General features: G+C 70.9%; 23 protein-coding genes. 15 read left to right on the top strand and 8 right to left on the bottom strand.

The features are described from left to right. Positions 1-170 precede the first annotated feature (170 nt). Complete coding sequence (locus D7X32_RS08620) at positions 171-1,142, top strand: PDR/VanB family oxidoreductase (RefSeq protein ID WP_120602019.1); 972 nt, start codon at positions 171-173, stop codon at positions 1,140-1,142. 95 nt (positions 1,143-1,237) lie between these two features. Then, positions 1,238-1,915 carry an RDD family protein gene (locus D7X32_RS08615; RefSeq protein ID WP_120602018.1) on the top strand — a complete coding sequence of 226 codons (678 nt, stop codon included), beginning with the start codon at positions 1,238-1,240 and terminating at the stop codon, positions 1,913-1,915. A gap of 34 nt (positions 1,916-1,949) precedes the next feature. On the opposite strand, the gene D7X32_RS08610 is transcribed toward D7X32_RS08615, so the two are convergent. Then, entirely contained in the window at positions 1,950-4,310 is a 2,361-nt protein-coding gene (locus tag D7X32_RS08610; RefSeq protein WP_120602017.1) for a serine/threonine protein kinase, read from the bottom strand. A 349-nt stretch (positions 4,311-4,659) separates the two neighbouring features. Here D7X32_RS08610 and D7X32_RS08605 point away from each other — a divergent pair, with 349 nt between their 5' ends. From D7X32_RS08605 to D7X32_RS08595, 3 genes are all read left to right on the top strand, one after another. Continuing rightward, the gene (locus tag D7X32_RS08605) at positions 4,660-6,423 is read left to right on the top strand and encodes a S8 family serine peptidase (RefSeq protein WP_120602016.1); all 1,764 of its coding nucleotides are present in this window, start codon (positions 4,660-4,662) and stop codon (positions 6,421-6,423) included. Between the two features lie 216 nt (positions 6,424-6,639). After that, entirely contained in the window at positions 6,640-7,044 is a 405-nt protein-coding gene (locus tag D7X32_RS08600; RefSeq protein ID WP_120602015.1) for a hypothetical protein, read from the top strand. 151 nt (positions 7,045-7,195) lie between these two features. Then, on the top strand, positions 7,196-8,359 hold the full coding sequence (locus tag D7X32_RS08595) for a cytochrome-c peroxidase (RefSeq protein ID WP_120602031.1): 1,164 nt from the start codon (positions 7,196-7,198) through the stop codon (positions 8,357-8,359). A 3-nt stretch (positions 8,360-8,362) separates the two neighbouring features. On the opposite strand, the gene D7X32_RS08590 is transcribed toward D7X32_RS08595, so the two are convergent. The 4 genes from D7X32_RS08590 to D7X32_RS08575 form a co-directional block, all read right to left on the bottom strand. Continuing rightward, entirely contained in the window at positions 8,363-9,796 is a 1,434-nt protein-coding gene (locus D7X32_RS08590; RefSeq protein ID WP_120602014.1) for a M24 family metallopeptidase, read from the bottom strand. Positions 9,797-9,900: 104 nt separating this feature from the next. Then, entirely contained in the window at positions 9,901-10,218 is a 318-nt protein-coding gene (locus D7X32_RS08585; protein WP_120602013.1) for a hypothetical protein, read from the bottom strand. Positions 10,219-10,352: 134 nt separating this feature from the next. Beyond that, positions 10,353-11,483, bottom strand: coding sequence for a Kelch repeat-containing protein (locus D7X32_RS47490; protein ID WP_120602012.1), 1,131 nt, complete (start codon positions 11,481-11,483; stop codon positions 10,353-10,355). 113 nt (positions 11,484-11,596) lie between these two features. After that, positions 11,597-11,932: a DUF2171 domain-containing protein gene (locus tag D7X32_RS08575; RefSeq protein WP_244238913.1), complete on the bottom strand. Its 336-nt coding sequence runs from the start codon at positions 11,930-11,932 to the stop codon at positions 11,597-11,599. Positions 11,933-12,082: 150 nt separating this feature from the next. Between D7X32_RS08575 and D7X32_RS08570 the strand changes: the two genes are divergently transcribed. Beyond that, entirely contained in the window at positions 12,083-12,280 is a 198-nt protein-coding gene (locus D7X32_RS08570) for a hypothetical protein (protein WP_120602010.1), read from the top strand. Positions 12,281-12,286: 6 nt separating this feature from the next. Here D7X32_RS08570 and D7X32_RS08565 read toward each other — a convergent pair whose 3' ends face one another. Further along, entirely contained in the window at positions 12,287-13,300 is a 1,014-nt protein-coding gene (locus D7X32_RS08565) for an ABC transporter ATP-binding protein (protein WP_120602009.1), read from the bottom strand. 248 nt (positions 13,301-13,548) lie between these two features. Between D7X32_RS08565 and D7X32_RS08560 the strand changes: the two genes are divergently transcribed. The 3 genes from D7X32_RS08560 to D7X32_RS08550 all read left to right on the top strand — a co-directional run bounded on the left by D7X32_RS08560 (position 13,549) and on the right by D7X32_RS08550 (position 15,453). After that, on the top strand, positions 13,549-13,863 hold the full coding sequence (locus D7X32_RS08560; RefSeq protein WP_120602030.1) for a hypothetical protein: 315 nt from the start codon (positions 13,549-13,551) through the stop codon (positions 13,861-13,863). Continuing rightward, positions 13,860-14,240, top strand: a complete 381-nt coding sequence (locus D7X32_RS08555) for a DUSAM domain-containing protein (protein ID WP_244238912.1) — start codon at positions 13,860-13,862, stop codon at positions 14,238-14,240. The genes D7X32_RS08560 and D7X32_RS08555 overlap by 4 nt, the downstream gene beginning before the upstream one ends. Before the next feature lie 172 nt (positions 14,241-14,412). Further along, entirely contained in the window at positions 14,413-15,453 is a 1,041-nt protein-coding gene (locus tag D7X32_RS08550) for an oxygenase MpaB family protein (protein ID WP_120602007.1), read from the top strand. A 2-nt stretch (positions 15,454-15,455) separates the two neighbouring features. Here the strand turns inward: D7X32_RS08550 and D7X32_RS08545 are convergent, their stop codons facing one another. Further along, on the bottom strand, positions 15,456-15,740 hold the full coding sequence (locus tag D7X32_RS08545; RefSeq protein WP_120602006.1) for a DUF427 domain-containing protein: 285 nt from the start codon (positions 15,738-15,740) through the stop codon (positions 15,456-15,458). A gap of 35 nt (positions 15,741-15,775) precedes the next feature. Next, positions 15,776-16,603, bottom strand: coding sequence for an alpha/beta fold hydrolase (locus D7X32_RS08540; protein ID WP_120602005.1), 828 nt, complete (start codon positions 16,601-16,603; stop codon positions 15,776-15,778). Positions 16,604-16,760: 157 nt separating this feature from the next. Here D7X32_RS08540 and D7X32_RS47485 point away from each other — a divergent pair, with 157 nt between their 5' ends. The 6 genes from D7X32_RS47485 (at position 16,761) to D7X32_RS08510 (ending at position 23,551) form a co-directional block, all read left to right on the top strand. Then, complete coding sequence (locus tag D7X32_RS47485) at positions 16,761-18,821, top strand: HEAT repeat domain-containing protein (protein ID WP_120602029.1); 2,061 nt, start codon at positions 16,761-16,763, stop codon at positions 18,819-18,821. Between the two features lie 2 nt (positions 18,822-18,823). Then, positions 18,824-19,549 carry a hypothetical protein gene (locus D7X32_RS08530; RefSeq protein WP_244238911.1) on the top strand — a complete coding sequence of 242 codons (726 nt, stop codon included), beginning with the start codon at positions 18,824-18,826 and terminating at the stop codon, positions 19,547-19,549. Positions 19,550-19,599: 50 nt separating this feature from the next. Beyond that, entirely contained in the window at positions 19,600-20,154 is a 555-nt protein-coding gene (locus D7X32_RS08525) for a hypothetical protein (RefSeq protein WP_147450076.1), read from the top strand. After that, positions 20,144-20,428 carry a DUF7660 family protein gene (locus D7X32_RS08520; RefSeq protein WP_120602028.1) on the top strand — a complete coding sequence of 95 codons (285 nt, stop codon included), beginning with the start codon at positions 20,144-20,146 and terminating at the stop codon, positions 20,426-20,428. Before D7X32_RS08525 ends, D7X32_RS08520 begins: the two co-directional genes overlap by 11 nt. Before the next feature lie 607 nt (positions 20,429-21,035). Continuing rightward, the gene (locus D7X32_RS08515; RefSeq protein WP_120602002.1) at positions 21,036-22,358 is read left to right on the top strand and encodes a TolC family protein; all 1,323 of its coding nucleotides are present in this window, start codon (positions 21,036-21,038) and stop codon (positions 22,356-22,358) included. Further along, positions 22,346-23,551 carry an efflux RND transporter periplasmic adaptor subunit gene (locus D7X32_RS08510; RefSeq protein WP_120602001.1) on the top strand — a complete coding sequence of 402 codons (1,206 nt, stop codon included), beginning with the start codon at positions 22,346-22,348 and terminating at the stop codon, positions 23,549-23,551. Before D7X32_RS08515 ends, D7X32_RS08510 begins: the two co-directional genes overlap by 13 nt. The last annotated feature ends 4 nt before the right edge of the window (positions 23,552-23,555 follow it).

The following is a 23,555-nucleotide window of genomic DNA, read 5'->3' as shown; positions in this document are numbered from 1 at the left end:
GCCCCGGCCCCCGCGTCCGGACGGAGGGCAGGCGGGCGGAAGCGGCCGAGTGTCCGGAACCCATCTGAAAACCACACCGGGCCCCACTCCCCTTCAGGCCCGGGAGTGCACACCGTGCGCGGCCAGATCGGTCTCGCGCGGGCGGCGGGCTTGGGAACAGGGGCAATACCGTGACGACGAACACACTGCGTCTGCGGGTGGCACGCATCACCCGCGAGGCGGAAGGCATCCAGTCCTACGAGCTGGTCTCCCAGGACGGCAGCGCCCTGCCCGAGTTCGAGGCCGGCGCCCACCTGGACGTGCAGGTGCCGGGCCTCGGCGGCATGCGCCAGTACTCGCTCTGCAACGACCCGGGCGAAACGCACCGCTACGTCATCGCCGTGCAGCGCGACGCCAACGGCCGCGGCGGCTCCAAGGCGATGCACGACCACGTCCACGAGGGCGACGTGCTCACCGTGAGCGAGCCCGTCAACGACTTCCCACTCCTGTACGGACGCAGCTACGTGCTCATCGCGGGCGGCATCGGCATCACGCCGCTGCTGGCCATGGCGCGCCTGCTGGAGCGCACCGGCGCGGAGTGGGTGCTGCACTACTGCGCCCGCGACGCGGACCGCACCGCCTTCCGGGAGCTGTTTTCCACGCCGTCCTTCGCGGGCCGCGTGCACGTGCACCACGACGGGGGCGACCCCACGAAGGGACTGGACGTGCGGGCGCTGCTCGCCACGCGCGGCCCGGGCACGCGGCTGTACTGCTGCGGCCCCGCGGGCCTGATGAAGGCCGTGCGCGAGGCGGCCACGCTGCACAAGTGGCCCTGGGAGAAGGTGCACTTCGAGGCCTTCACCGCGGAGGGCACGTCCGCCACCCACGCGACGCCGGAGCAGGACTTCGAGGTGGCGCTCAAGAGCACCGGCCAGGTGCTGCGCGTCCCGGCCGGCAAGAGCGTGCTCAACGTGCTACGCACCCACGGCGTCAAGGTGGAGAGCGACTGTGAGGCGGGCTCCTGCGGCACCTGCGTCACCCGCGTGTGCGAGGGCACCCCGGACCACCGTGACACGTTCTTCCAGCAGGAAGCCGCGGGAGACGCGCGGATGCTCGTCTGCGTGTCGCGCGCCCGGTCCAAGCGGCTGGTCCTGGACCTGTAGGCATCCCCGGGCATCGGCGAGCTGGACGTTTTGGAGCGCGCCTGTGCACGGCGGGCCGCCTATGCTCGCGCCCCGCTCGTACACGAGAGAGGCTGATGAGCGACGGGACGTTGTTCTCCATGGACACTCCGCCCACCGAGGCCCGGTTCCAGAACCGGCTCTGGGTGGCGGACCTGCTGGACCTCACGGGCGCGGCGCTCGTGGGTTGGGGTGCGGTGCGCGCGGCGGAGTGGGTGTCCACGGCCGGTCTGTTGGGGTTCGCCATGGGGGCCGCGTGGCTCCTGCTGTCCTGCGTGGGCGGGCTGACGGGGCTCACCCCGGGCCGTCAGGCCCTGGGCCTGAAGCTGGAGCGCGCGGAAGGAAAGGTGCCGGGCCTGGGCACGGGCCTGCTGCGCGCCCTCACCGCGCCGGTGGAGCTGGTGCTCCAGGTGGTGCTGCAACACCGGCCGCTGGATGCACAGCTGGGCGTGCACGCGGCCGTGATTCCGGGCGGCGTGCGCGGCTGGGTGAGGAGCCTGCCGCTGCCGCTCGTGGGCGCGGTGCTGCTCGCGGGCGCGGTGTGGAGCATCGTCACGCCCACGCGCCAGGAGATGCTCCAGTACCTGGACCGCACGCTGACCGGCTGGCACTGCTGCCACGGCACGCGAGAGGAGAACTGGCAGTGCCGCACGTCCCTGTCCCGCGCGGTGCGCAACGCGAACGGCGGCGACTCGGAGGTCACGGAGTTCGTGCGCAACGAGTGCCCCGTGGCCGCCGCGAGGCTGGAGCGGTGAGCGGGCCGGGAGCCGCGTGCTCCCGCCCCGCGCTTCAGCGCTTGATCAGCGCGAAGGTGTCCTCGCCCTCGTCGCAGCTCACCCACACGGCCTTCTTGGGCACTTCGGGCGCCTTGTTGTTCACCTTGAAGTAGCGCTCCTGCACATCGACCTTGTGCGTGGTGTAGGGCTCGAGCCGCGCCATCCGCGCCTCCTTCCGTCCGCTCAGGACGATGGCGCAGTTGTGCCAGGTGCGCGTGTCGGAGCTGATCACATAGAGCGTGCGGCCGAAGTCGCTCCCCAGGAGTCCATCCATCTCCGCTTGTCCCAGGAGGCGTGAGCGCTCCACGGGCTTCGGCTCGGGCGCGGGCGTCGCGACCACCGGCGTGGGCTCGGGCGCGGGCGTGGGCAACGCCGGCCCCGAGGGGCGCACGGTCATCAGCAGGAAGCGAGGCTCCTTCGCCGCGTCCGCCTCCGCGTCCAGCCGCAGCGTCATGCGGTCGCGGTTCGGTTTGATGGACTCCACGGTCGCCGTCCCCAGCACCGGGCGCTTGCGGGTCCCCTTCTGCGGCGGACCCACCACCTTGAACACCGTGCCCGCGTTGATGCCGGAGGGAATGGCCGCGTTCACCACGCGCTGGCCGCCGCCCGTTTCGCCAATCTTCGCCACGGGCAGGTGCGCGGGCACCAGTTCGACCGGACGTGGCACGGGCCGCTTCGTCCCGGCGACGGGCTTCGACTCGGGCGGAGGCTTCGCCACCGGCTCCCCCACGCTCGCCACCACGCCCGCGTCCGCCACCGCCTCGGGAGGAGGCTCCACGGGCGGCGTCACCGCCGGAGGGGGCTCCTCCACCTTCGGGGGCGCTGCCGCCACCACCGGCTCCGCTGGCGGAAGCGTCTGGGGCACCCCGGGCTGCTCGGCCGTGTGCGAGCGGAGCACGAAGGCGGTGATGCCCACGGAGGCGCCCACCAGCAGCAGCGCCGCCACGGCGATCCGCGCCACCGGCCTGCGCTCGGACTGCACCGGCACCTGCCCGGACGTGCTCGTGGACACGGCACCCTGGGCCGGTGCGGCCGGCAGGTGCACCGCGGTGGCGCCCAGCGCGGCCGCGTCCACGCCGTCGGTGCTCCGCGCCACGCCACCAGAGCCCGGCGTGCTCCGGGCCACGCCACCAGAGCCCGGCGTGCTCCGCGCCACGCCACCGGAACCCTGCCCCGGCGAAGGATGGGACACGAACGTGCCCCCCGGCCCGACCCCCGGCCCGTCCACGTCGATGCGCCCGGTGTGGGGCCTGTTGCCGGCCGGATCCTCCGCGTTCCGCAGCGCCGTGGCCTGGAAGGCCGCTTCGTCCGGGGACGCGCCACTCCCGGAGCCGGAGCCGCCATACAGCCCCGTGCCCGAACCGCCCCGGGGCGCGGGCGACGGCGTGCGCCGTTCGCCGTGCACGCCGGACGTCAGCTTGCGCTGCTCCGCGAAGGCCTCCGGGCAGAGCGCGCGGACGAACTCGCCCACCTCCTCCGCCCCGATGGGGCTGCCCGACCGCAGCAGCTCCGCGTTGAGCGCGCGCGCGAACTCATCCGCCCGCGCGTACCGGTCCGTTGGCGACGGCGCCAGCGCGCGGCGCAGCACGGCCTCCAGCGACGGCTCCACGTCCGGACGGAAGTCCGTCAGCGGCGGCACCACCGGGTGCGACATGGCCGCCATCATCTCACCCACGGTGCCGTGGGGAACGAGCCCACGGCCCGCGAGCATCTCCCACACCACCACCGCGCAGGAGTAGATGTCGCTGCGGTGATCCAGGGGCTCCGCGCGGACCTGCTCCGGGGACATGTAGCCCAGCTTCCCCATCACCGTGGACGGCAGCGTGTACTTGCTGCGCGCGGTGGACTTCGCGAGGCCGAAGTCGATGACCTTCACCTCGCCCTCGTACGACACCATCACGTTGTGCGGGGACACGTCGCGGTGGACGATGCCCAGGGGCTCGCCGTCCGTGCCCGTCTTGCGGTGCGCGTACCCCAGGCCCTCCGCCATGCGCTGGCCGACGTAGAGCGCCACCGGCGCCGGCACCGCCCGCCCCTGCACCCGGGCCTGCTCCAGCAGGTACCCCAGGTCCACCCCGGCCACGTACTCCAGGGCCATGTAGTAGGTGCCGTCCGCCTCGCCCATGTCGTACACCTGGGCGATGGAGGAGTGGACCAGGTGCACCAGCACCTTGGCCTCGTGGTGGAACCGGTCCAGGAACTGCCGGTCCTTCACCAGCCCCGGCAGGATGGTCTTCACGATGCAGGGCTTTTCGAAGCCCGCCGCCCCGGACAGCTTCGCCAGGTACACCTCTCCCATGCCGCCCTGGCCCAGGAGGTGGACGAGCTCATAGCGCCCGAAAAAACGGGGGGACTCTGTGGGTGCGGTGCTCATGGCTTTTCGCTCCGGAGCGCAGCACGGACTCCCCCATGGAATCAAGCCGCGCACCACGCGCCTCCCCCTTCCTTCCCCAGCTCCAGACACCCCGGGCGCGAAAAAGAGAAAGTCCCGGAGCTGACGGAATTCCCGAGCCTGTGTTCAGACGGACAACAGGTCTGTTGTGCACCCGCTTACGTCAGGGGTGCCCCCCCGGCCTGGAGACGATGCGAGTCCGCGCACGGATGCGTTCCCTCATCGCAGCACGCCGCTTCCTTCCCAGGTGAGGGGGGCGGGCACCTCCCGGTCCTCCGCCATGTGGGGGGCCGCCCTCGGGAGGGGCGTCCTGCATGGAAGGAGTCGCATCATGAAGCGTTGGGGAATCTTCGGGTTGCTGGCGCTGGCCGCGTGTGCGCCAGAGTCGTCCACGCGCGCCTCCGCGCAGGGCCAGGTGTGCCCGGGCATCATCGCCGGAGGCATGGCCGGAGCGATGGACGTCCGCCAGGGACTGGATGACCGGCAGCCCTCCCGGATGAACAACGATGGACGCGAGCCGGTCATCATCCGCTTCCGCCGGCAGGGCGGCACGCAGGCCGCGCACGTCACGGCGTCCGGCGCCAGCTTCACCGCCAGCACCGGCGCGACGGTGAGCGCCGTCTACCGCAGCATCCCCGCCGTGGCCGCGCGCGTGACGCCCATGGAGCGCTACGTCCTGGAGCGCAGCGAGCTGGTGGAGAGCATCGAGGTGGACCAGATCTGGAGCGCCCAGGGCCTGACGCCCGGCCTCTTCGCGCCGCTGGCGCGCCAGGCGGCGGCCACCCTGCCCATCCCCTCCGAGTACACGGAAGGGCTGCGCCTGGTGGAGGCCCCGGAGGTGTGGGACGCGGACGGGGACGGCGTGCTGGACGTGGGCGCGCCCACGGGCGAGGGCGTGAAGGTGTGCGTCATCGACAGCGGGCTGGACATGGGGCACCCGGAGTTCCAGGGCGCGGTGGTGGCCAGCCGCGACTTCCTGGACGAGGACGACGACGCGAACGACCGCGACGGCCGCGGTCAGTGGGGCCAGGGCCACGGCACGCACGTGGCGGGCATCATCGCGGCGCGCATGGGCCAGGGTGGCTCCAGCGGTCCCCGGGGCACCCCCGGCGGCATGGTGGGCGTGGCGCCCGGGGCGTCGCTGCTCATCGCCCGCGTGCTGGACCTGCAGGGGCAGACGCAGATGAGCGTGGTCCTCTCCGCCATGGAGTGGTGCGACGACCAGGGCGCGCGCGTCGTGTCCATGTCCCTGGGCGGAGGCACGGCCACCCGCAGCACGGTGGAGGCGTTCCAGGCGCTGCGGGACCACGGCATGCTGGTGGTGGCCGCCGCGGGCAACCAGGGCGGCCCGGTGCTGTACCCGGCGTCCGACCCGTCCGTGCTCGCGGTGGGCGCGGTGGACGCGCAGGAGCGGCGCGCGAACTTCTCCAACGCGGGCCCGGCGCTCGCGCTCGTGGCGCCCGGCGTGGACGTGCTGTCCACCTTCCCGCGCGGGCTGGGCGCCTTCGCGGAGATGTCCGTGGAGAACACGTCCCCGCTGTCGCGCTCGCTCTTGTATTCGCCCACGGGTGACACCTCCGGGCGGCTGGTGGACTGCGGCCTGGGGGATTCGCTGGACGCGTGCCTGGGCGCCACCTGCGACGGCTTCGTCGCCTACGTGCGGCCGGGCGCGGTGCCCGTGGATCAAGCCATGGCCAACGTGATGAAGCAGGGCGCGAGCGCCGTCGTCTTCGGCACCGACGACGGCCCGGCGGGCGGCGCGGTGGACATCTTCTCCCTGCCGCGCAGCGGCCACTGGGCCCCCGCCGTCAGCGTCAACCAGGCCGCCAGCACCATGCTGCGCGAGCGGCTGGGCGCCGACGCGCGGCTGTCGCTCGTCCCGGTGGACTACACCTACGTGTCCGGCACCTCCATGGCCGCGCCCTACGTGAGCGGCGTGGCCGCGCTCCTCTGGAGCGCCCGGCCGGAGCTCACGCCCCAGCAGGTGCGCGACGCGATGGAGGCCTCCGCGCGAGACCTGGGCATCCCGGGCCGCGACTTCGTGTTCGGTCACGGACTGGTGCGCGCGCGGAACGCCTTGCAGCGGCTGCCGTGACACACGCGTTTCTCAAGAGATGGGAAGCGCGAGGGGCGCGGCCCGGACGCGGAGCGCGGATGTTGGAGATCCAAAAAACGCGCTGCGTGACGCAATCGAGAATGCGCTCCTGCGTGGAATGAAAGCGCGCCGGGATTGTACGTGGCGCGCGCCAATGGCTGCCGGGAAGGCAGCCCCCGGCGCGAAAACCCTTTCATTCTTGAATTGAGGATATCCATGTTGCGAATTGCTGTTGCCGCCCTGGTCGTCGCCGCTACGGGTTGCGCCTCTTCGAGTGGCGCGGCGGCCTCGGGTCGTGGGGGCAACGCCACGGTCACGGGCAGCGTCGCGTACCCGGCGAGCGGCCTGCAGGGTGACCCGTGCACGTCGGTGCGGGTGAAGGTGGCGGAGAGCGACGCCGTGGCCCTGGGCAGGGGTGAGGTGAAGCAGAGCCGCAACAACCGCTGCAGCTACACCGTGAGCGGGCTGCCGGATGGCAAGGACCTGAACGTGGAGCTGGCGGTGGACGCGGGCCTCAAGTGCGCCAACGGCGTGGCGCCCACGGTCACCCCGGGCTCCACGAAGATGAATATCGCCAAGTTCTCCGCGCCGGTGGTGAGCTTCAAGCTGGCCTGCGAGTAGCGCTCCTGAAGTCCCGTTGAAGTGCTTCACGCGGTGAAGGCCGGGGCGTCCCGAGGGGGGTCCCGGCCTTCGTGCGTGGACGCCCGCATGCCCTGCGGGGAGACAGGGACCATTGATTGCTGAACACAAGGGCGCGAAGCTGCCCCGGCCCATGACTGGTCTCCGTCCGCGTACCGCCGTGCTCGCCCTGGCCCTGCTGGGGGCCGGCTGCGAATCCGAAGTGCCCTTTCCCACCGAAGACGAGCTGGATGAGCTGAGCGCCCTGCACACGCAGAGCGCGAGGCCGGAGGTGGACCCCACCAACAAGTGGGGCGACAACGCGGACGCGGCGGCGTTGGGTCAGCGGCTCTTCGAGGACAAGGGCCTGTCGCGCTGCGGCACGGTGTCCTGCAAGAGCTGCCACGCGGGCGAGTCCTACACGGTGGAGACGGCGAGCGCGGAGGGCTGCGGAGGCCACCTGTCGGAGCGCAACCCGCCCAGCCTGCTGAACGTGGGCTACAGCCGCTGGTTCATGTGGGACGGGCGGGCGGACCGGCTCTGGTCGCAGGCCATCCTGCCGATGACGAACCCCCTCGAAATGGACTCGGACGCGACGGTGGTGCGCGCGCGGCTGACGGCGGAGCCCACGTACACGACGGCGTACACGCAGCTGTTCGGCAAGGCGCCCGCGGACGAGTCGGACCCGGACCGGCTGATGGCCAACGTGGGCAAGGTGCTGGCGGCGTACCAGCGCACGCTCAACCGCACCGACGCGCCCTTCGACGCGGACGTGCGGCGCTTCCTTCAGGCGGTGGAGGCGGGCACGCAGGAGAAGGACCCCGCGTACCTGGGCCTGAAGACGTTCGTGCGCAAGGGCCAGTGCGTGGTGTGCCACAAGGGCCGCTCGCTGTCGGACGACAAGTTCCACAACCTGGGGCTGAAGGATGAGGGGGCGGGGCGTCACGGACAGGCGGCCGCCGTGGACGCGCTGCTGTCCTGGCCTCTCAACGCCGCGGGCATCTACAGCGACGCCCCGTCGGGCACGGACGCGGCGCGGCTGTCCACGCTCAAGGCGCAGGCGCAGAGCAAGCCCACGGAGGTGGACGGCGCATTCCGCACGCCCACCCTGCGCAACGTGGCGCTGAGCGCGCCGTACATGCACACCGGCGCGCGCAAGACGCTGGAGGACGTGGTCGACTTCTACAACGAGGGCGGCGACCCGGACGGCACCTTCGTCGGCGTGCGCACGGAGACCATCGTCAAGCTGGACCTGAGCAGCGAGGAGAAGCAGGCGCTGGTGACGCTGCTCAAGTCCATGACGGGCGCGGCGAAGTAGGCCTCAGCGCACCAGGTGGAAGGACGTCTGACGCTGGAGGGCCCAGTGCACGGCGCCTTCCGCGTCCACCACGACGTCCTCCTCCTGGGCGGAGCGCACGGGCTGGTTCTTCCACTCCGGCACGGGGCTGGTCGCCTGCAGCTCGATGGAGAACCAGCTGTTGGGCATCACCGGGTGCTCGCCGTTGCCGGGCACGCCCTCCTGGCGGTCCCACATGCCAATCATGGGGCCCGCGCCATGGCCGTGCAGGCCAATGGGGTGTGAGTACACGCTGCCGTTGATGCCTTCGGACTTCATGCGGGTGAGCGCGGCGCGCAGCACTTCGTTGCCGGTGCGGCCCGGCTTGATTTCGCCGGTGACGATGTCCTGGAGCCGGTTGGACGCCTTGAGCGCGGCCTTGAGGCCTTCCGGGGCGTCCGACTCTCCGTCGCGCAGCACGTAGCCCATGTGCTGGGTGTCGGTGTTGAGGCGGAGCGCGGTGACGCCGAAGTCGCAGTGGAGCACGTCGCCGCGCTGGATGACGGGGTTGTCGCCCAGCTGTTCGTCGGTGGCGCCCTGGCGCTGCACGTCCACGTCGGGTTGGAACCAGGTGTCCAGGCCTTCATCGGCCAGTTGCTGGCGCATCCACCACTCCACGTCCTGGGTGGTGGTGGTGCCGGGGGTGATGACGGCGTTGGAGAAGGCGGTCTGGATGAGGTTCCAGGCGTACTTCTGGAGGTCGGCGTAGAAGCGGACCTCGTCGGCGCCGCGCCAGCCGAGCACGTCCAGGGGCAGGCCACCGGCGGGCTTGAGGCGCTTCACCCAGGTGGGGCCCAGGGCCTGGGCCATGCCTTCGTATTCGCCGTGGGTGAGGCCGTCGGCGAAGGCGATGGCGGGCGACACGTTGATGGCGATGGAGTCCGGCTTGCGCTCCTCCACGACCTGCTTGAGGAGCAGCCACTGTTCCGGGCCCAGGAGCTCCGCGGCGCGCTGGGAGCCGCCCCGGTCCACCATCATCGGGGCACGGCGGGCTTCATAGAGGCCGCCCTGGGTGCTGCCGCCCAGGGCCAGCCGCTCCACGCCCTGGGAGCCGCCGCGGTCGAAGAAGACGTAGATGGTGCGGCGGCGGGCGGAGAAGGTGGTGGGGGAGACGAGCGCCTTGAAGACGGGGTCCTCGTTGTACTCGCGCATGGGGACGACCCACATGCGCACGCCGTACTTGCGCATGAGCTGGGGCACTCCGGTCTCCAGCCGTTCACGGAGCCACGCCTGCTGGCGGGTGCCCTGTTCGCGCAGCGTGCCAAAGGGGCGCACCGGAGCGGCGGGCGCGGCCGGGGCAGCGGGAGCGGCTGGCGCGGTGGCGACCGGAGCCTCGGGCTTGGACGGGGCGGCGGGCGCGGTGGCGCAGGCGGAGGAAAAGACGAGCGGGACGACGAGCAGGTGTTTCCAGGAGCGCATGGGCGCGCAGTCTGTCACGCCGCCGCACCGATGCACGGGCAGACTGGCATTGAGGAACCGCGTTGCCAGTCATTCGGGGAAAAGCCAGACATGCTGTCCTGGCTTCACTTTGAATCCGTGGAGTCTGGGGGCGTGGCGCGGGGGCTGACCTTGCGCAGCTCGTGGAAGTGCTCGCGGACGAACCGCGCGGCGTTGAGCAGGGCATCCACGGGCCCGACGCCCACCATGCTCACGGTGATGGGCACCGCGTGGCCGATGACCACGGGGCAATACCAGTCCCCGTTGGCATCCTGGGGGATGGGCGCGGGCCGGCCCAGGGTGACGCGGGAGACGTGCTTGCGTCCGTGGTCGTCCTCGAAGGACCAGAAGTCGTCGGCCACGGGGTCGCTGATGGACGCGTGGTGTGGGGGGCCAGGGTTCATGGACAGAACCCCAGGCGTCCGAACGCGCTGCCTGGCTTCCCGTGGGGCATGCGGCATCATATTTCGCCCCTCCCGCGAAGCCATCATCCCCCTCCAGTCCGAGTCCATCGGCCTGCAATGAACAGGACCGCGCTCTACTCTCCCGGAGTGACCTGGGCCACGGCCGGGGCGGGGACGTATTCCTCGCTCGTGGCCAGGGTGCCCAGCTCGTTCACTCCGCCCACCACCAGCACCGTGCCCCGGTGCAGCCACAGCGCTCCGGCTTCGCCTCGCGGCTCGTGCAGCGTGGGCGCCTGCGTCCAGGTGCCCCTCACCGGGTCGAAGCGCTCCGCGGAGGCCAGCGTGCCTCGCGTGGAGTGCTCGCCGCCCACCACCAGCACCGCGCCCTCCGCCGTCACCAGCGTCGCATGGTGCTCGCGTGGCACCTCCGGCGCCGCCACCAGCTCCCAGGCGTTGCGCTCCGGCACGTACACCTCCGCCGTTTGCGCCGCCTGCGTCGTGGTGCCGCCCACCACCAGCACGCGGCCGTCCGGCAGCAGCGTCACCGTGTGCCCCAGCCGGTGCGTTCCCGCCGCACCCCCCACCGCTCCCGCCTTCTCCCAGTGGCCCGTCACCGGGTCGTACAACTCCGACTGCAGGCCGCTCGCGAAGAGCACCTTGCCCGTGCGCAGCATCACCGCGGACGCCGCGCCGCCTCGCGCGTACGCTGGCGCCTCCGCCGCGCTCCACGTCCCCGCGACCGGGTCGAACAGCTCCGCGGAACGCACCGGCCGCAGGTCCACGTCCGTCCCTCCCGCCACCAGCACCCGCCCGTCCGGCAACACCACCACCGCCGGGTCGTTGCGCGCCTCGCTCATGGGCGCCGCCTGCGTCCACACGCCCAGGTCCGGCGCGTACAGCTCCGCGCTCGCCAACGCGCCCACCGTCACGCCGTTGGAGCCGCCCACCACCAGCACCCGGCCATCCAGCAGGCGCACCACCGCGTGGTTGCGCCGCGCCGTGCGCAGCGCTCCCGTGGACCGCCACCGCCCCGTGTCCGGGTCGAAGACCTCGCAGCTGCCCAGCGTGCGGCTGCCGTCATGCCCACCCGCCGCCAGCACCCGCCCGTCCTCCAACGCGACGTAGGGCAACAGCCGCCGGGGCGTGGACAACACGCCCGGCACTGGCGCCTCCACGCCGCCCGCATCCGCTCGCGGCGCGGGACCGCACGCGAACACCACCCCCAACCACAGCATCGTGACGCAAGATGTCGAAAACCGTCGCATGACCCCACCGGGACGTCTGGCCGAGGGGTTCGTTTACCGCGCCGGTCTGACACTCCAGCCCGCGCAAGACCCTGTGATTCCAGGACCTTGACCTGCCTTCCGGGTTGGACGCGCTAGTGCCGCATGGGACCCACGGGGTCGTTCGCGGGCTCCGATTCCAGGCCCTCGCTGTGTCGCGGCGGCAGGGCCCCGCCGTCGTCGTCCTCCTCCAGCGTGAGCTGCGAGTGGTCCGCCGGCTTGAGCAGGACTTCATCCCCGCTCACGGCCTCCACGTCGCTGTACTCGACCAGGTAGTCGCGCCGGGGAATGGGCACCAGCCCCTGCTCCAATTCGAAGTGCGTGTCGCCCACGCCCGCCACCCGGCCCAGCTGCTGTCCGTCGGCGGTGCGCACCGACATGCCCTCGCGAACTTCTCCCGCGTGAATCATCGCGTCGCTCCTCGCGCTCATGGGGTCCTCACCAAGAGTGGGGTCGCTCCCGCCGCCGTGCGCGCCCTGGCAGGCAGCCCGGTGGGCCCTCGGGCCGCCTTCTTCCACGGCCAGGGACCTGCCTCGCGCGGGCCCCCGTCGCGGTGCCTAACGTTGATGCAGGAGGCCCTCATGCTCTTGGAACTGTCGAACGAAGAATCCCGCGTGCTGAAGGACGCGGTGGATTCCTCGCTGCGCACGCTGCTGGATGAAATCGCCCACGCGGATCAACGCGAGTTCAAGGAAGCACTGCGCCAGCGCTATGACCGGCTGGCCGCGCTCCAGCACCGCCTGGAACCCATCGTGGAGAGCGAACAGGTCTACGCCTGAGCTGACTCACACCGCGAGGCCCGTCTTCGCATCGAACCGGCGCAGGTACCGCGCGTCGTGGCGCAGCCACACCGTGTCTCCGCTCGCGGCGCGGAAGTCTCCGGGCGCCCGCGCCACCAGGCGCTCGCCCCCCATCTCCACCGTCACCCAGACCTCCGCGCCCATGGGCTCCACCAGGTACACGCGCCCCTCTTGCGCGTCCGCGGGCTTGGGCCCCTGCCCCACCTGGAGATGCTCCGGCCTCAAGCCCAGCACCGCGTCACCCTCCGTGAGCCCCAGCGTCTGGGGCTTCACCAGGTTGATGCGCGGCGAGCCGAAGAAGCCCGCCACGAAGAGGTTCGCCGGCGCGTCGTACAGCTCGCGCGGCGGAGCCACCTGCTGCACCTCCCCCTGGCTCATCACCACCACGCGGTCCGACAGCGTCATCGCCTCCGCCTGGTCGTGCGTGACGTAGATGAAGGTGGCCTTGAGCTGCTCATGCAGCTTCTTGATTTCGCCGCGCATCTGCGTGCGCAGCGCCGCGTCCAGGTTGGACAGGGGCTCGTCGAAGAGGAACACCTTGGGCCGGCGCACCAGCGCGCGCCCCAGCGCCACCCGCTGCCGCTGCCCGCCCGACAGCTCCTTCGGCCGGCGCGCCAGCAGCGCCTCCAGCCCCAGCACCCCGGACACCTCGCGCACGCGCGCCTCGACGTCCTTCGCGTCCATGCCCGCCACCTTCAGCGGGAACGCCAGGTTCCCCGCCACGTCCAGGTGCGGATAGAGCGCGTAGCTCTGGAACACCATCGCGATGTCGCGCTCGCGCGGGGACAGGTCGTTCACCCGCTGCCCGTCGATGCGCAGCTCCCCGCCCGACAGCTCCTCCAGCCCGGCGATGAGGTTCAACGTCGTGGACTTGCCGCACCCGGACGGACCCACCAGCGACACGAACTCGCCGTCCGCGATGTCCAGCGTCACGCCCTTCACCGCCGCCACCCCACCCCGGTACACCTTGCGCACGTCCTGCAGGGTCACCGTCGCCAAGGCTCCGCACCTCCACGCCGCCCGGACATGCCGGACCCGCGAAAAGCCCCAGCATCGCCGCTCCCCTGCTCGCGCGAAGCCCGCTCATTCCCGCCCCGTCACCCCCAGGACATCTGGCACGGTTGAGTGGACGTGCCGGCTCCGCGCCGTAGGGTCCGCGCACCATGACACTCCGGACCGCCGCCCCTTGGCGTCGCCTTCTCCCCCCCATCCTCGCGGCGCTCAGCCTGGGATGCGCTACCGTCGTCATGGACACCGAGACGGACTGCATCCAGCGGCATCCGGGCCTCCCCGAGGCATGCGGACTCACGGCCTCCGAGGCCGCCGCCATCATGGCCGCTGGCATTGGCGCCACCGGTTCGCACACCGCCTCCCAGGCGGAGGAGTACGACGACGCCCACAACGCCGACCTCCCCGACTGGAAACGGCGCTGCATCCGGCTGTACGGGGACTGCCAGATTCAGGCATGGACACGAAAGGCGCGCTGCTTCACGTGCTTCGAGTCCTGCACCGGGCAACACGAATGGCCCTTCGACAAGTGCCGGCCGAAGGATGGGCGATGATGACGACGACGGAAGATGGACCCGACTGGGACCCGATACGCGCGCTCGCGCGGCAGGTGCTCCGCGATGGAGCGCCGCTGGTGCTCACCGATGACGTGCGCGACCTCCTGCGACGCACGGCGCGCGAAGTGGCACTGAGCGACGCTGACGTGAGCACCGACGCCCGCGCGCTCGCGGTGCTGCGTGAGTGCTCACGGCGCATCACCGAAGGTTCAAACAGGCTGGGAGATGCGCTCCACCGGATGTACCGCCACCGGGAGGCAGGCGACTACGACAGCGCGCGACAGGAGATGCGTGACGTCCTGTCCGTCGAAGTGGTGCCCCTGTACCGCGAGATCGCACAGGGGCAGCTGGCCGCCATGGGCGGGGGCGGGTAGAGCCCGGAGCGCGGGAACACTCTCGTGGTAGCCCGCTCGTGGCGACAGGTCGTCCCACCCCGCCCCGTCACATCCCCTACGTGACGGGTTTTCCAGAGCGGGCGGTTTGTTACAGGTTCAACAGTTCCCTAGACTCCACCGGGAACACGCCGTCCGCCGGAGAGCCCGCCCCATGCCCTTCATCTTCCGAGGCCAGAACCTGGACGCCATCCTGGGCGACCCGCTCAACGCAGCCAACAGCCTGTACGGCATCATGAGCGCGGCGGAGCCGCAGTTCATGGAGGACCTGCGGCAGCACTGGAAGACGCATGTGCGGACGACGCCCGGCGTGAACGGCACCGCGTGGCGCCCCGCATCGAAGGCCTTCTCCGCCATCGAGGGCTTCTGGGGCAACACGTACAGCGACCACCGGATCGCGAAGGTGCTCTACGCGCATGACTCCGTGGCCACCCAGGCGGTGACGGGCGTGGGGTCCTCCGCGCAGTTCCTGCGCGACTTCGAGGCCGCGCGCGACGAGGCCTTCTACGTCTTCTTCCAGGCCACGTCCGTGAACCAGCTGGCGGGCGTGTCCTTCAAGGCCACGTACTACCACAAGGACGTGTCGTCGCTGTTCGAGCAGCGCCCGCACAGCAAGCTCAAGGCCATCGTGTCCCGCCGGGTCATCGATACCGCGCAGATCATGCTGCGCATCCTCTACGGCAACATGAACATGGGCTGGGGCAGCCTCTACAGCACGCGCACGCTGGCCACGACGCTGCTGCTGGCGCAGATGCACAACTCCGCGCTGGCCCACTACCGGTCCGGCTACACGGGGCGGCGTTGCTACAACCAGAGCGCCGTCGCGTTCACGCTGCTGACGTTCTCATACATCGTCGCGCAGGCGTGGGTGGACAAGCACTACGAGTACAACGAGCAGCGCTGGTACTCCTTCTGGAAGCTGGTGGGCTCGCTGCTGGGCGTGGACACGCGGCTCATCGCGGACGACCACGCGGAGGCCGCCACGCTGTGGGGCCTCTTCTTCGCGCGAGGGGAGTGCTTCGGCGGCACGCCCGCGCCCTACCCCACGACGCTGGACCCCAACCGCATCGACGATGACCTGTGGAACGGCTACGGCGTTCAGCCGGAGGCGAACCTCATCCAGTGGGTGCCCGCCTTCATCGTCACGCAGATGCGCAACAGCGTGCGCTGGGGCAAGTACCTGCTGGGCCTCTGACGTCAGCGCTCCACCGTCACGCCCTTCCAGAAGGCCACGTAGCCTTTGATGTTGGACGCGGCCGGCTTGGGCTCCGGGTAGTACCAGGCGGCGTCGGCGTTCGTCTGCCCGTCCACCTCCACGGAGTAGTAGCTCGCCTCGCCCTTCCACGGGCAGTGGGTATGCGTGGCGCTGGGCTTGAAGTGCTCGCGCGACAGGCTGTCGGGCGGGAAGTAGACGTTGCCCTCCACGGTCTCGTAGGTGTCGCTCTTCGCGAGCACGACACCGTTCCATTTCGCGACTGGCATGGGAAAGCCTCCTCAAGGCTTGGGTTGACGGAGCGTCAGCCCGCGTGCGCGGCCTGGTTGGACGCGTGCCGCGTCAGGAAGGGGGCGAGCTCCGCGTTGACGAGCGCCGGCTCCTCCACGGTGGAGGAGTGGCCCCCGCGTGACAGGCGCACCAGCTGGGAGCCGGGGATGAGGGAGTGGATGCGCTCCGCCTTCGCCGGCACCGTGGCGCGGTCCTCCTCCCCCACGATGACGAGCGTGGGGGTGCGGATGCGCGGCAGCTCGTCCGGGACGCCCTTGCGTTTGATGACGCCGTTGACGGCGCGGTAGATGTCGCGGCGGTTGCCCTTGAGGCGCGCGCGCCACAGCGCCCGCTCCTCCGAGCGGCCCGGGTCGGTAAGGAACGATGTGCCGAACATGATGCGCATCACCGGCGTGGTGACGGGGGCCAGGCCCGCGTAGCGCGCCACCAGGTTGAGCGCGGTGTAACGCGGCACGTTGGCGGTGGGCTCGGGGTCGGCGGACGTCTCCAGGAGCACCAGCGAGCGCACCAGGTCCGGCCGGCGCGCCGCGAGCCGCATGCCCACGAAGCCGCCCATGGACAGGCCCACGAAGTGGACGGGCGCCACGCCCAGGGACTCGATGAGCGCCACCGCGTCCGCGTACACCGTCTCCATGTCGATGACGGACTCGGGGGGCACGTCGCTCTGGCCCTGTCCCCGGTGGTCATACGCGATGCAGCGGAAGCGGCCTCGCAGGGCCTCCACCTGAGGGTCGAACAGCCGGGTGCTCCAGAGGAGCCCGTGGCTGAAGAGGACCACGTCCCCGGAGCCACCGGTGTCCTCGTAGTACAGCCGGGTTCCATTCACGGACCGCATGGGCATGGGCACGGCCTCCTTCGATTGAAGGGGGACCCTAATCCAGGGCTCGCCTGGACCGCAGCCCTCCCTGGGAGGTCGTTGTCCACTGGAGGAGACGGGCTCCCCCGGAGCGCCGCTTGTGCCGCCCGGCGCTTGGGAGGAGCATGGCGGCACCTTCCGGATGCGCTCCTCTCGCCCTGTCCTTGTCGCCCTCGCGGTGGTGGTTCTCGCGGTGGGTCTGTTCTTCGTCCTGCGCCCAACGGCCGCGACCTCGCCTCCCGTGCCGGTGGCCCGGGCACCGGCTCAGGCTCCGGCGGCGCCGCTGGACGCGGGGAGCGTGGCCGCGCCCGTGCCGGTGAAGACGGTGGAGGCGCCATCCGCGAAGCCGAACCCCTTCGTGGGCTCGCAGGTGTGCGCGGACTGCCACGAGGAGCAGCACACGGGTTGGAAGCACGACTGGCACGCGCGGGCGCTGTCGCCCGCGACGAAGCCGTATGTGGTGGGCACGTTCACCGCGGGCACGCACTTCAAGGGCGAGTCCAGCGAGGCGTGGATGCGCCGCGACGGCAGCCATTACCTGATGCGCACCAAGGGCTCGGACGGGAACCTGGGCGAGTGGCCGGTGCAGTGGCTGGTGGGCGGCAAGCGGATGCAGGACCCCATCACGCTGTTGCCGGACGGCCGCTGGCAGGTGATGCCGGTGTACTTCCACGTCACGGGCAAGAGCGAGTGGGTGGACTACTCGGAGAAGAAGCAGGGGGCGCTGTCGCCGGACCACCCGTTCTTCTGGACGAACTTCCGCCGCAGCGCGCAGCACGCGTGCCTGGACTGCCACGTGACGGGGCTGGACGCGCGCTATGACCGGGCGAGCCACCAGTGGGAGACGAAGTTCGCGGACGCGGGCGTCGCGTGCGAGTCCTGCCACGGCCCGGGTGGGCGGCACGCGGAGTCGCAGCTGCCGGCGGACATCATCCAGCCGGCGAAGCTGTCGAAGGACGAGGGCTTCGCGGTGTGCGCGCAGTGCCACGGGCCGCGCCGCACGTTGTTCCCCATGCTGGACGCGCAGCACCGTTTCCAGCCCGGCCAGCGCTACGACGCGAGCTATCAGCCCATGGTGTTGCTGGTGGGCAACGAGCGCTCCGGGGACTTCTTCCCGGACGGGCGCCCCAGCACCTCCAGCTTCGAATACCAGGCGCTCATCCAGTCGAAGTGCCACCTGCAGGGCGGGGCCACGTGCCTGACGTGCCACACGGCGCCGCACGACGCGAGAGCGCCCAACGAGGTGAAGAAGCAGAAGCCGGTGACGGCGCGCACGTCGGTGAACGCGTCCACGTGCCAGGGTTGTCATCAGGAGGTGGTGGCGCAGGGAGAGCAGCACACGCACCACAAGGCGGCGGCGGCGCAGGACTGCCTGGCGTGTCACATGCCGCCGGTGGTGTCGGGGGTGTTGGACCACTTCGCGGACCACGCGCTGGACGTGCCTGCGCCCCAGAACACGGCGCGCCACGACATTCCCAACGCGTGCAATGCCTGTCACGCGAAGGAGACGCCGGACGCGATGCAGGCATCGCTGACGAAGTGGTGGCCGAAGGCGGAGGCGCGGCAGCAGCGGCGGTTGCGATTGGCGGACGCGTTCGACGAGAAGACGGCGGCGCAGAGCCGTGGGGCGCTGGAGACGGTGCTGGCGGACACGTCCGAGGCGGGCACGCTGCGGGGCGCGGCGGCGAAGTTCCTGGCGCGCCGGTTCAAGCACGACGCGGTGCCGGCGCTGCGGGCGGCGTTGAAGGGCACGACGGACAGCACGTTGCGGTCGGACATCATCGACGGGCTGGGCGCGGCGAACGCGCGCGAGGCGACGGAGGACCTGGTGCCGTTGTTGAAGGACGGCTCGCTGTGGGTGCGGCAGGGCGCGGCGCTGACGCTGGCGGCGTTCGGGGACACACGCGCGATGCCGGCGTTGCAGGCACTGGCGACGGATCCGGAGACGCACGGGCTGGTGCAGCCGCACGTGATGCTGGGACAACTGGCCATGCGCCGCCGGGACGTGACCACGGCGACGCGTGAGTTCGAACAGGCGTTGGACCTGCAGCCCTACAACGCGGACGTGCTGGTGCGGCTGGCGGACCTGTACATGGTGCAGGGCAACGCGCAGAAGGGCCGGGACCGGCTGGAGGAAGCGCTCCGGTTCGACCCGCAGAACAAATTCGCGAAGCAGCGGCTGGGCATGATTCCGGCGCAGTGAGGATGCGCGGCGGAGCAAGGCTTCTCGGTGCTTCGTCGCGGCTCTTCGCGCTGGCCTGCGCGCAGACTGCGGCGACACCCGGGGTCGTCCAGATCAACGCTCGCGACATTCCCGAACGCATCCCGGGCCCCATGCCGGGCTTCGGACCATTCAACACCTACTCGGACGCGCTCATCTCCGCCTGCTCGATGATGCTGAAGCAGCCGCATGCCACGGCAGGGCGGAAGTCGGACATGAACTTCCGGCTGAGATGGGACCTGTCGCAGGAGTATTGCGCGTGGGTCTACTACACGCCCGACGAGCGGTTCGAGATGAGCATGATGTCCGTAACCACGATCCAGGACGCGCGTGGCAAACGGAGCTGCCGCCTGCCTCCCAAGGTGGACGACGCCCGCTACCCTCCCGGGAGCCTGGGATACGTGTACCTGCTCCACACGCATCCCTACGAAGGCGAACTCACGGAGCAGGACATCCGCTACATCGTCACCATGGGACTGGAGCATGGATGGGAGGTGAAGACGAAAGCAGGAATGTTGCGACTGTCCCTCGTGGCCTTCTTCTCGGCATCGAGTGACCCCGCGAACCCGACCTGCGACGGCTTCTTCCAGTACACGCCCACGACCGGCGACCTGTCGAAGTGGACCCAGGAGCGGAATCAATGGCGCCGCCAATCCATTGGCAGCGTGAGCTGGATCGACGCGCAGCACTATCGGATCGACCGCCACTAGGGGCGAGGTCGGGGCATTCACGAAGAGGGCGCATGGCGACAAAGCACTTCATGATTCCGGCGGCGTTGCTCCTCGCGGGCTGCCTGCGGTCCACGCCCACGCGTGATGCGTGGACAAATGACGCGTCCATCGAGTTCCCCCACTTCTTCGGTCAGCCCGCCGTGGAAGTGGGGGCGGATGGCGGCACGGTCGAGCTGAACGGCACCGTCCTGCATGCGCTCGAAGCCGCCGCCGCCGACTTCCTGGGCCCACAAGATGCCAACACCCCATGCGTCGACCGGCGCGAGTCACACCGGTACAGGGTCATTCAGCGGCAAGGCATCACCTTCGTCCGGATGGATGAAGATCCTCGGGCCTGTGGCCTGACCGTTCCCGCGCTGCACTCGGGCGCGCAGTACGCGGTCGGAAGCGATGGCCGGATCCTCCGCCGCCTCCGGGATGGCGAACCGGATGGGTCGCTGATGCCAACGGATGCCGGCCCCGGCATCCTGGTCCCCACGTCGGAAGTTGGCCGGTCCTTCGATGCACCCGATGGATCCGTGCCCTTGCCGTTCCTCCAGGCGCCCAGCCTGGATGCGGGAACCGGAGGACGCCATGGCCCCTGAGCTGCACGAGTTGCTGGAAGAAGTCACGGACGAGCCCTCCTTCCTGCGCTTCGTCCAGGCGTTGAGGGAGGACTTCGAGGCGGACCGCGCGGAAGCAGCACGGCTCCCTCCGGCTCCGTACTCACCGGGCCCCCTCGGCTGGGAGAACGTCACCATCGGGGCGTTCCTCGAAGCGGGCGCGGCCTGGGCCGAGGACACCGGGGAACGGGGCCTCTCCGCCAATCCCTGGCACCGGTGCGCGACCATCCTGTACGCAGGCAAGATCTACGAGTGACAGGGGCCCTCCGGGCCCGGCGGTCATGACAGACGTGGCGTGCTGAACGCGCGCCCTCCCTTCAAGACAGACGCCCGCCTGGCGCTCGTGACGCACGTTGGCTCTTCCCTTATCCCAGCCAGCGTCAGGACGCGCCATGTCTCCACGAATCCCTCCATCTTCCCTGCCCTTGCGTTCGTAAGGGGAACCCCGGACCTCCAGCCCCTGGCGGGAGGTCTGTCATTGACTGCTGATCACTTCCTCGCCCGTCTGTGTTGTCCACTGGAGCACCAGGGGGCGCGAACCGTGGCGGGGGGCTGGCTTCGCCCCTACCTGGGGAGCATTCCTTATGAACGCGCTTGTGTTCGCAGCCCTGCTGGTTCCCGCCGGAATCCCCGGCGCGGCGGCAGCTCAGCCCGGCTCCGGACAATCCCAGACGGTCCTCGCGCAATACACCGCGCCACCGCAGCGCGCACCCCCCGCGCCTCCGCCACCCACGCCGTCCGCACCCGCGCCCAACAAGCCCGCGCCGAACGCCCAGGCTCCCAACGCGCCGCGGGCTCCCGCCCCGCCGCGGCCCGGGCGGCCCCGCGCGCCTGCGTCCCCGAACCCGGACGACGTCCCGGAAGTGCCACCGCCCTTCCAGGCGAACGTGTCGGATCCACTGCTCGCTCCCGCGCCTCCCGCGCCCCAGCAACTCCAGTCCTGGAACGAAGCGCTCACGCTCCTGCGCCAGCGCTCCACCGACCTCCAGGCGGCCCTGGGCCAGCTTGAAGTCGCCGCGGGCACGTGGCGCATCGCGCTCGCCAACCTGCTGCCCTCCGTCACGGGCGACCTGTCCGTCCAATACAACGTGCTCAACCCGGACATCCCCGCCGTGGGCGGCGGCGTGGGCGGCGGCGTGGGCGGCGGCGTCAGCGGCGCCGGAGGCTTCACGCCCACGCAGTTGCTGGGCATCGGCGTGCTCACCGCGAACGTGCCCGTGGTGGACCTGGCCAACCTCTACGCCCTGGGCAGCGCGAAGGAGTCGCGGCGCACCGCCAACCTGTCGCTCGCGGAGACGCGCCGGCAGCTCACCCGCGGCCTCGCGCAGGCGCTCGTCTCCGTCTCCTCCAACGAGCGGCTAGCGGAGGTCAACCGCGTCAACCTGCGCACCGCGCTGGAGCGGCTGGCCCTCGCGCAGCGCCGCTTCGAGCTGGGCGCCGGCACCCGCCTGGACGTCGTCCGAGTGGAACAGGACGCCCAGAGCGCCCGCCGCAACGTCGTCACCGGCGACGAGAACCTGCGTCAGGCGCGCGAGTCCCTGGGCCTGGCCCTGGGCACCCCGACCCCCGTGGGCCTCAAGCCCGGCCTGGAGCTCAACACGCTGCTCCAGGGCGCCAAGGCGGCCTGCCGCACGCTGGAGTCGCTGGAGAACCGCCCGGACATCGCCGCCGCGCGCTCACGCCAGGTGGTGGCCGAGCGCGCCATCGGCGAGGTGAAGCGCCAGTACGCGCCCACCCTGGAGATCACCAGCACCACCACCGCGCTCACCGTCAACCCGGGCTTCGCGGAGGTCCCCATCTGGAACCTCGGCGCCAGCCTGGTGCTGCCCTTCTGGGACGGCGGCGCGCGCGAAGGCCTCCTGCGCCAGGCGCGCGGACAGCTGGAGCAGGCCCGCGCGGAGGTCACCCACCGCGAGCGCAACATCGCCGTGGAGGTCACCCAGGCGAAGCGCGCCGTGCAGGTGACCCAGGCGACGCGCGACCTGGCGGAGCGTGAGCGCGGACTCGCGGAAGAGAACGACCGGCTCACCCGCCGCAGCTTCGAGGTGGGCACCGGAACGAGCCTCGAACTGGTGGACGCGGCCGGGGCCCTGCGGCAGGCCGAACTGGAGCTCGTCATCCGCGACTTCCAGTTCCGCCAGGCGCAGGTGGATGCATTCCTGTCGGAGGCAGCATGCGATTGGTGAGGGGCGGTTGGGGCGCGTGGGGGCTCGTCCTCGCGCTGGCGGGCGGGTGCAGTGGCGGCAAGGACCCCGGCCAGGCCACGCCCGGAGGCGGCCCCCGGTCCGGCCAGCAGAGCCAGGGCGGCGGCAAGCCCGTGCCCGTGCAGGTGATGGCGGTGAAGCCCGGCCCGGTGCGCGACACCCGCGAGTACGTGGGCACCCTCATCTCCCGCAGCAGCATCACCGTCGTCCCGCAGGTCGCCGGCTACATCCAGAAGATCCCCGCCCGCCCCGGTCAGCGGGTGAAAACCGGAGACGTGCTGCTCGTGGTGGATCCGCGCCAGGAGCAGGCCACCCTGCGCGCCACCCAGGCCCAGAAGGCCTCCGCCGTCGCCAACCGCGAATACGCGCGCAGGACGCGCGAGCGCAGCGCGCAGCTGCTCAGGGAAGGACTCGTCAGCCGCCAGGACTACGAGCAGGCCGTGGCCCAGGCGGCGCAATCCGAGGCCCAGGCCCAGGCGGCGGAAGCGCAAATCCAGAACCAGCAGGTGCAGCTGGGCTTCTTCAACGTGAGCGCCCCCTTCGACGGCATCGTGGGCGACATCCCCGTGAAGCTGGGCGACTACGTGACACCGCAGACGGCGCTCACCATCCTGGACCAGAGCCGCGCGCTGGAGCTGTCCGTGCAGGTGCCGGTGGACCAGGCCTCGCGCGTGAAGGTGGGGCAGACGCCGCTGGAGGTGCTCAACGAGGACGGAGAGCCCATCGTCCGCGCCCCCGCCTCCTTCGTCGCCACCACGCCCGACCCCAACACGCAGCTGGTGGAGGTGCAGGCCGACTTCGCGAACACCGTGGGCCTCAGGGCCGGCCAGCTGGTGCGCGCGCAGCTCGTCTATGACGTGCGCGACACCTTGAAGATGCCCACCACCGCGGTGACGCGGCAGGGCAGCCAGTCCTTCGCCATGGTGGTGGGTGAGGGCGACGCCGGCACCGTGGTGAAGCGCCAGCCGGTGACGCTGGGGCTCGTCGAGGGCAACGACTACGAGGTGCTGAACGGCCTGGATGCGGGCACACAGGTGGTCATCAGCGGCGTGCAGCAGCTGCGCGACGGCATGCCCATCCAGCCCAAGCCCGCCGAACTGAAGAAGCGCCAGGACGAAGCCATGCCGCTGGCGCCTCCTCAGGGCACGGGCGGCGGCGCGGACGCGGGTCGCTAGGGGG

Source organism: Corallococcus carmarthensis, assembly GCF_003611695.1.
GTDB lineage: Bacteria > Myxococcota > Myxococcia > Myxococcales > Myxococcaceae > Corallococcus > Corallococcus carmarthensis.
This window is presented reverse-complemented; position numbering and strand designations above follow the sequence as displayed.

What these genes read in the sequence shown, in the direction of transcription:
- D7X32_RS08615 (WP_120602018.1), top strand. Translation starts at nt 1,238, where the DNA reads ATGAGCGACGGGACGTTGTTCTCCATGGACACTCCGCCCACCGAGGCC.
- D7X32_RS08610 (WP_120602017.1), bottom strand. Translation starts at nt 4,310, where the DNA reads ATGAGCACCGCACCCACAGAGTCCCCCCGTTTTTTCGGGCGCTATGAG.
- D7X32_RS08605 (WP_120602016.1), top strand. Translation starts at nt 4,660, where the DNA reads ATGAAGCGTTGGGGAATCTTCGGGTTGCTGGCGCTGGCCGCGTGTGCG.
- D7X32_RS08600 (WP_120602015.1), top strand. Translation starts at nt 6,640, where the DNA reads ATGTTGCGAATTGCTGTTGCCGCCCTGGTCGTCGCCGCTACGGGTTGC.
- D7X32_RS08595 (WP_120602031.1), top strand. Translation starts at nt 7,196, where the DNA reads ATGACTGGTCTCCGTCCGCGTACCGCCGTGCTCGCCCTGGCCCTGCTG.
- D7X32_RS08590 (WP_120602014.1), bottom strand. Translation starts at nt 9,796, where the DNA reads ATGCGCTCCTGGAAACACCTGCTCGTCGTCCCGCTCGTCTTTTCCTCC.
- D7X32_RS08585 (WP_120602013.1), bottom strand. Translation starts at nt 10,218, where the DNA reads ATGAACCCTGGCCCCCCACACCACGCGTCCATCAGCGACCCCGTGGCC.
- D7X32_RS47490 (WP_120602012.1), bottom strand. Translation starts at nt 11,483, where the DNA reads ATGCGACGGTTTTCGACATCTTGCGTCACGATGCTGTGGTTGGGGGTG.
- D7X32_RS08575 (WP_244238913.1), bottom strand. Translation starts at nt 11,932, where the DNA reads ATGAGCGCGAGGAGCGACGCGATGATTCACGCGGGAGAAGTTCGCGAG.
- D7X32_RS08570 (WP_120602010.1), top strand. Translation starts at nt 12,083, where the DNA reads ATGCTCTTGGAACTGTCGAACGAAGAATCCCGCGTGCTGAAGGACGCG.
- D7X32_RS08560 (WP_120602030.1), top strand. Translation starts at nt 13,549, where the DNA reads ATGGACACCGAGACGGACTGCATCCAGCGGCATCCGGGCCTCCCCGAG.
- D7X32_RS08555 (WP_244238912.1), top strand. Translation starts at nt 13,860, where the DNA reads ATGATGACGACGACGGAAGATGGACCCGACTGGGACCCGATACGCGCG.
- D7X32_RS08550 (WP_120602007.1), top strand. Translation starts at nt 14,413, where the DNA reads ATGCCCTTCATCTTCCGAGGCCAGAACCTGGACGCCATCCTGGGCGAC.
- D7X32_RS08545 (WP_120602006.1), bottom strand. Translation starts at nt 15,740, where the DNA reads ATGCCAGTCGCGAAATGGAACGGTGTCGTGCTCGCGAAGAGCGACACC.
- D7X32_RS08540 (WP_120602005.1), bottom strand. Translation starts at nt 16,603, where the DNA reads ATGCCCATGCGGTCCGTGAATGGAACCCGGCTGTACTACGAGGACACC.
- D7X32_RS47485 (WP_120602029.1), top strand. Translation starts at nt 16,761, where the DNA reads ATGCGCTCCTCTCGCCCTGTCCTTGTCGCCCTCGCGGTGGTGGTTCTC.
- D7X32_RS08530 (WP_244238911.1), top strand. Translation starts at nt 18,824, where the DNA reads ATGCGCGGCGGAGCAAGGCTTCTCGGTGCTTCGTCGCGGCTCTTCGCG.
- D7X32_RS08525 (WP_147450076.1), top strand. Translation starts at nt 19,600, where the DNA reads ATGATTCCGGCGGCGTTGCTCCTCGCGGGCTGCCTGCGGTCCACGCCC.
- D7X32_RS08520 (WP_120602028.1), top strand. Translation starts at nt 20,144, where the DNA reads ATGGCCCCTGAGCTGCACGAGTTGCTGGAAGAAGTCACGGACGAGCCC.
- D7X32_RS08510 (WP_120602001.1), top strand. Translation starts at nt 22,346, where the DNA reads ATGCGATTGGTGAGGGGCGGTTGGGGCGCGTGGGGGCTCGTCCTCGCG.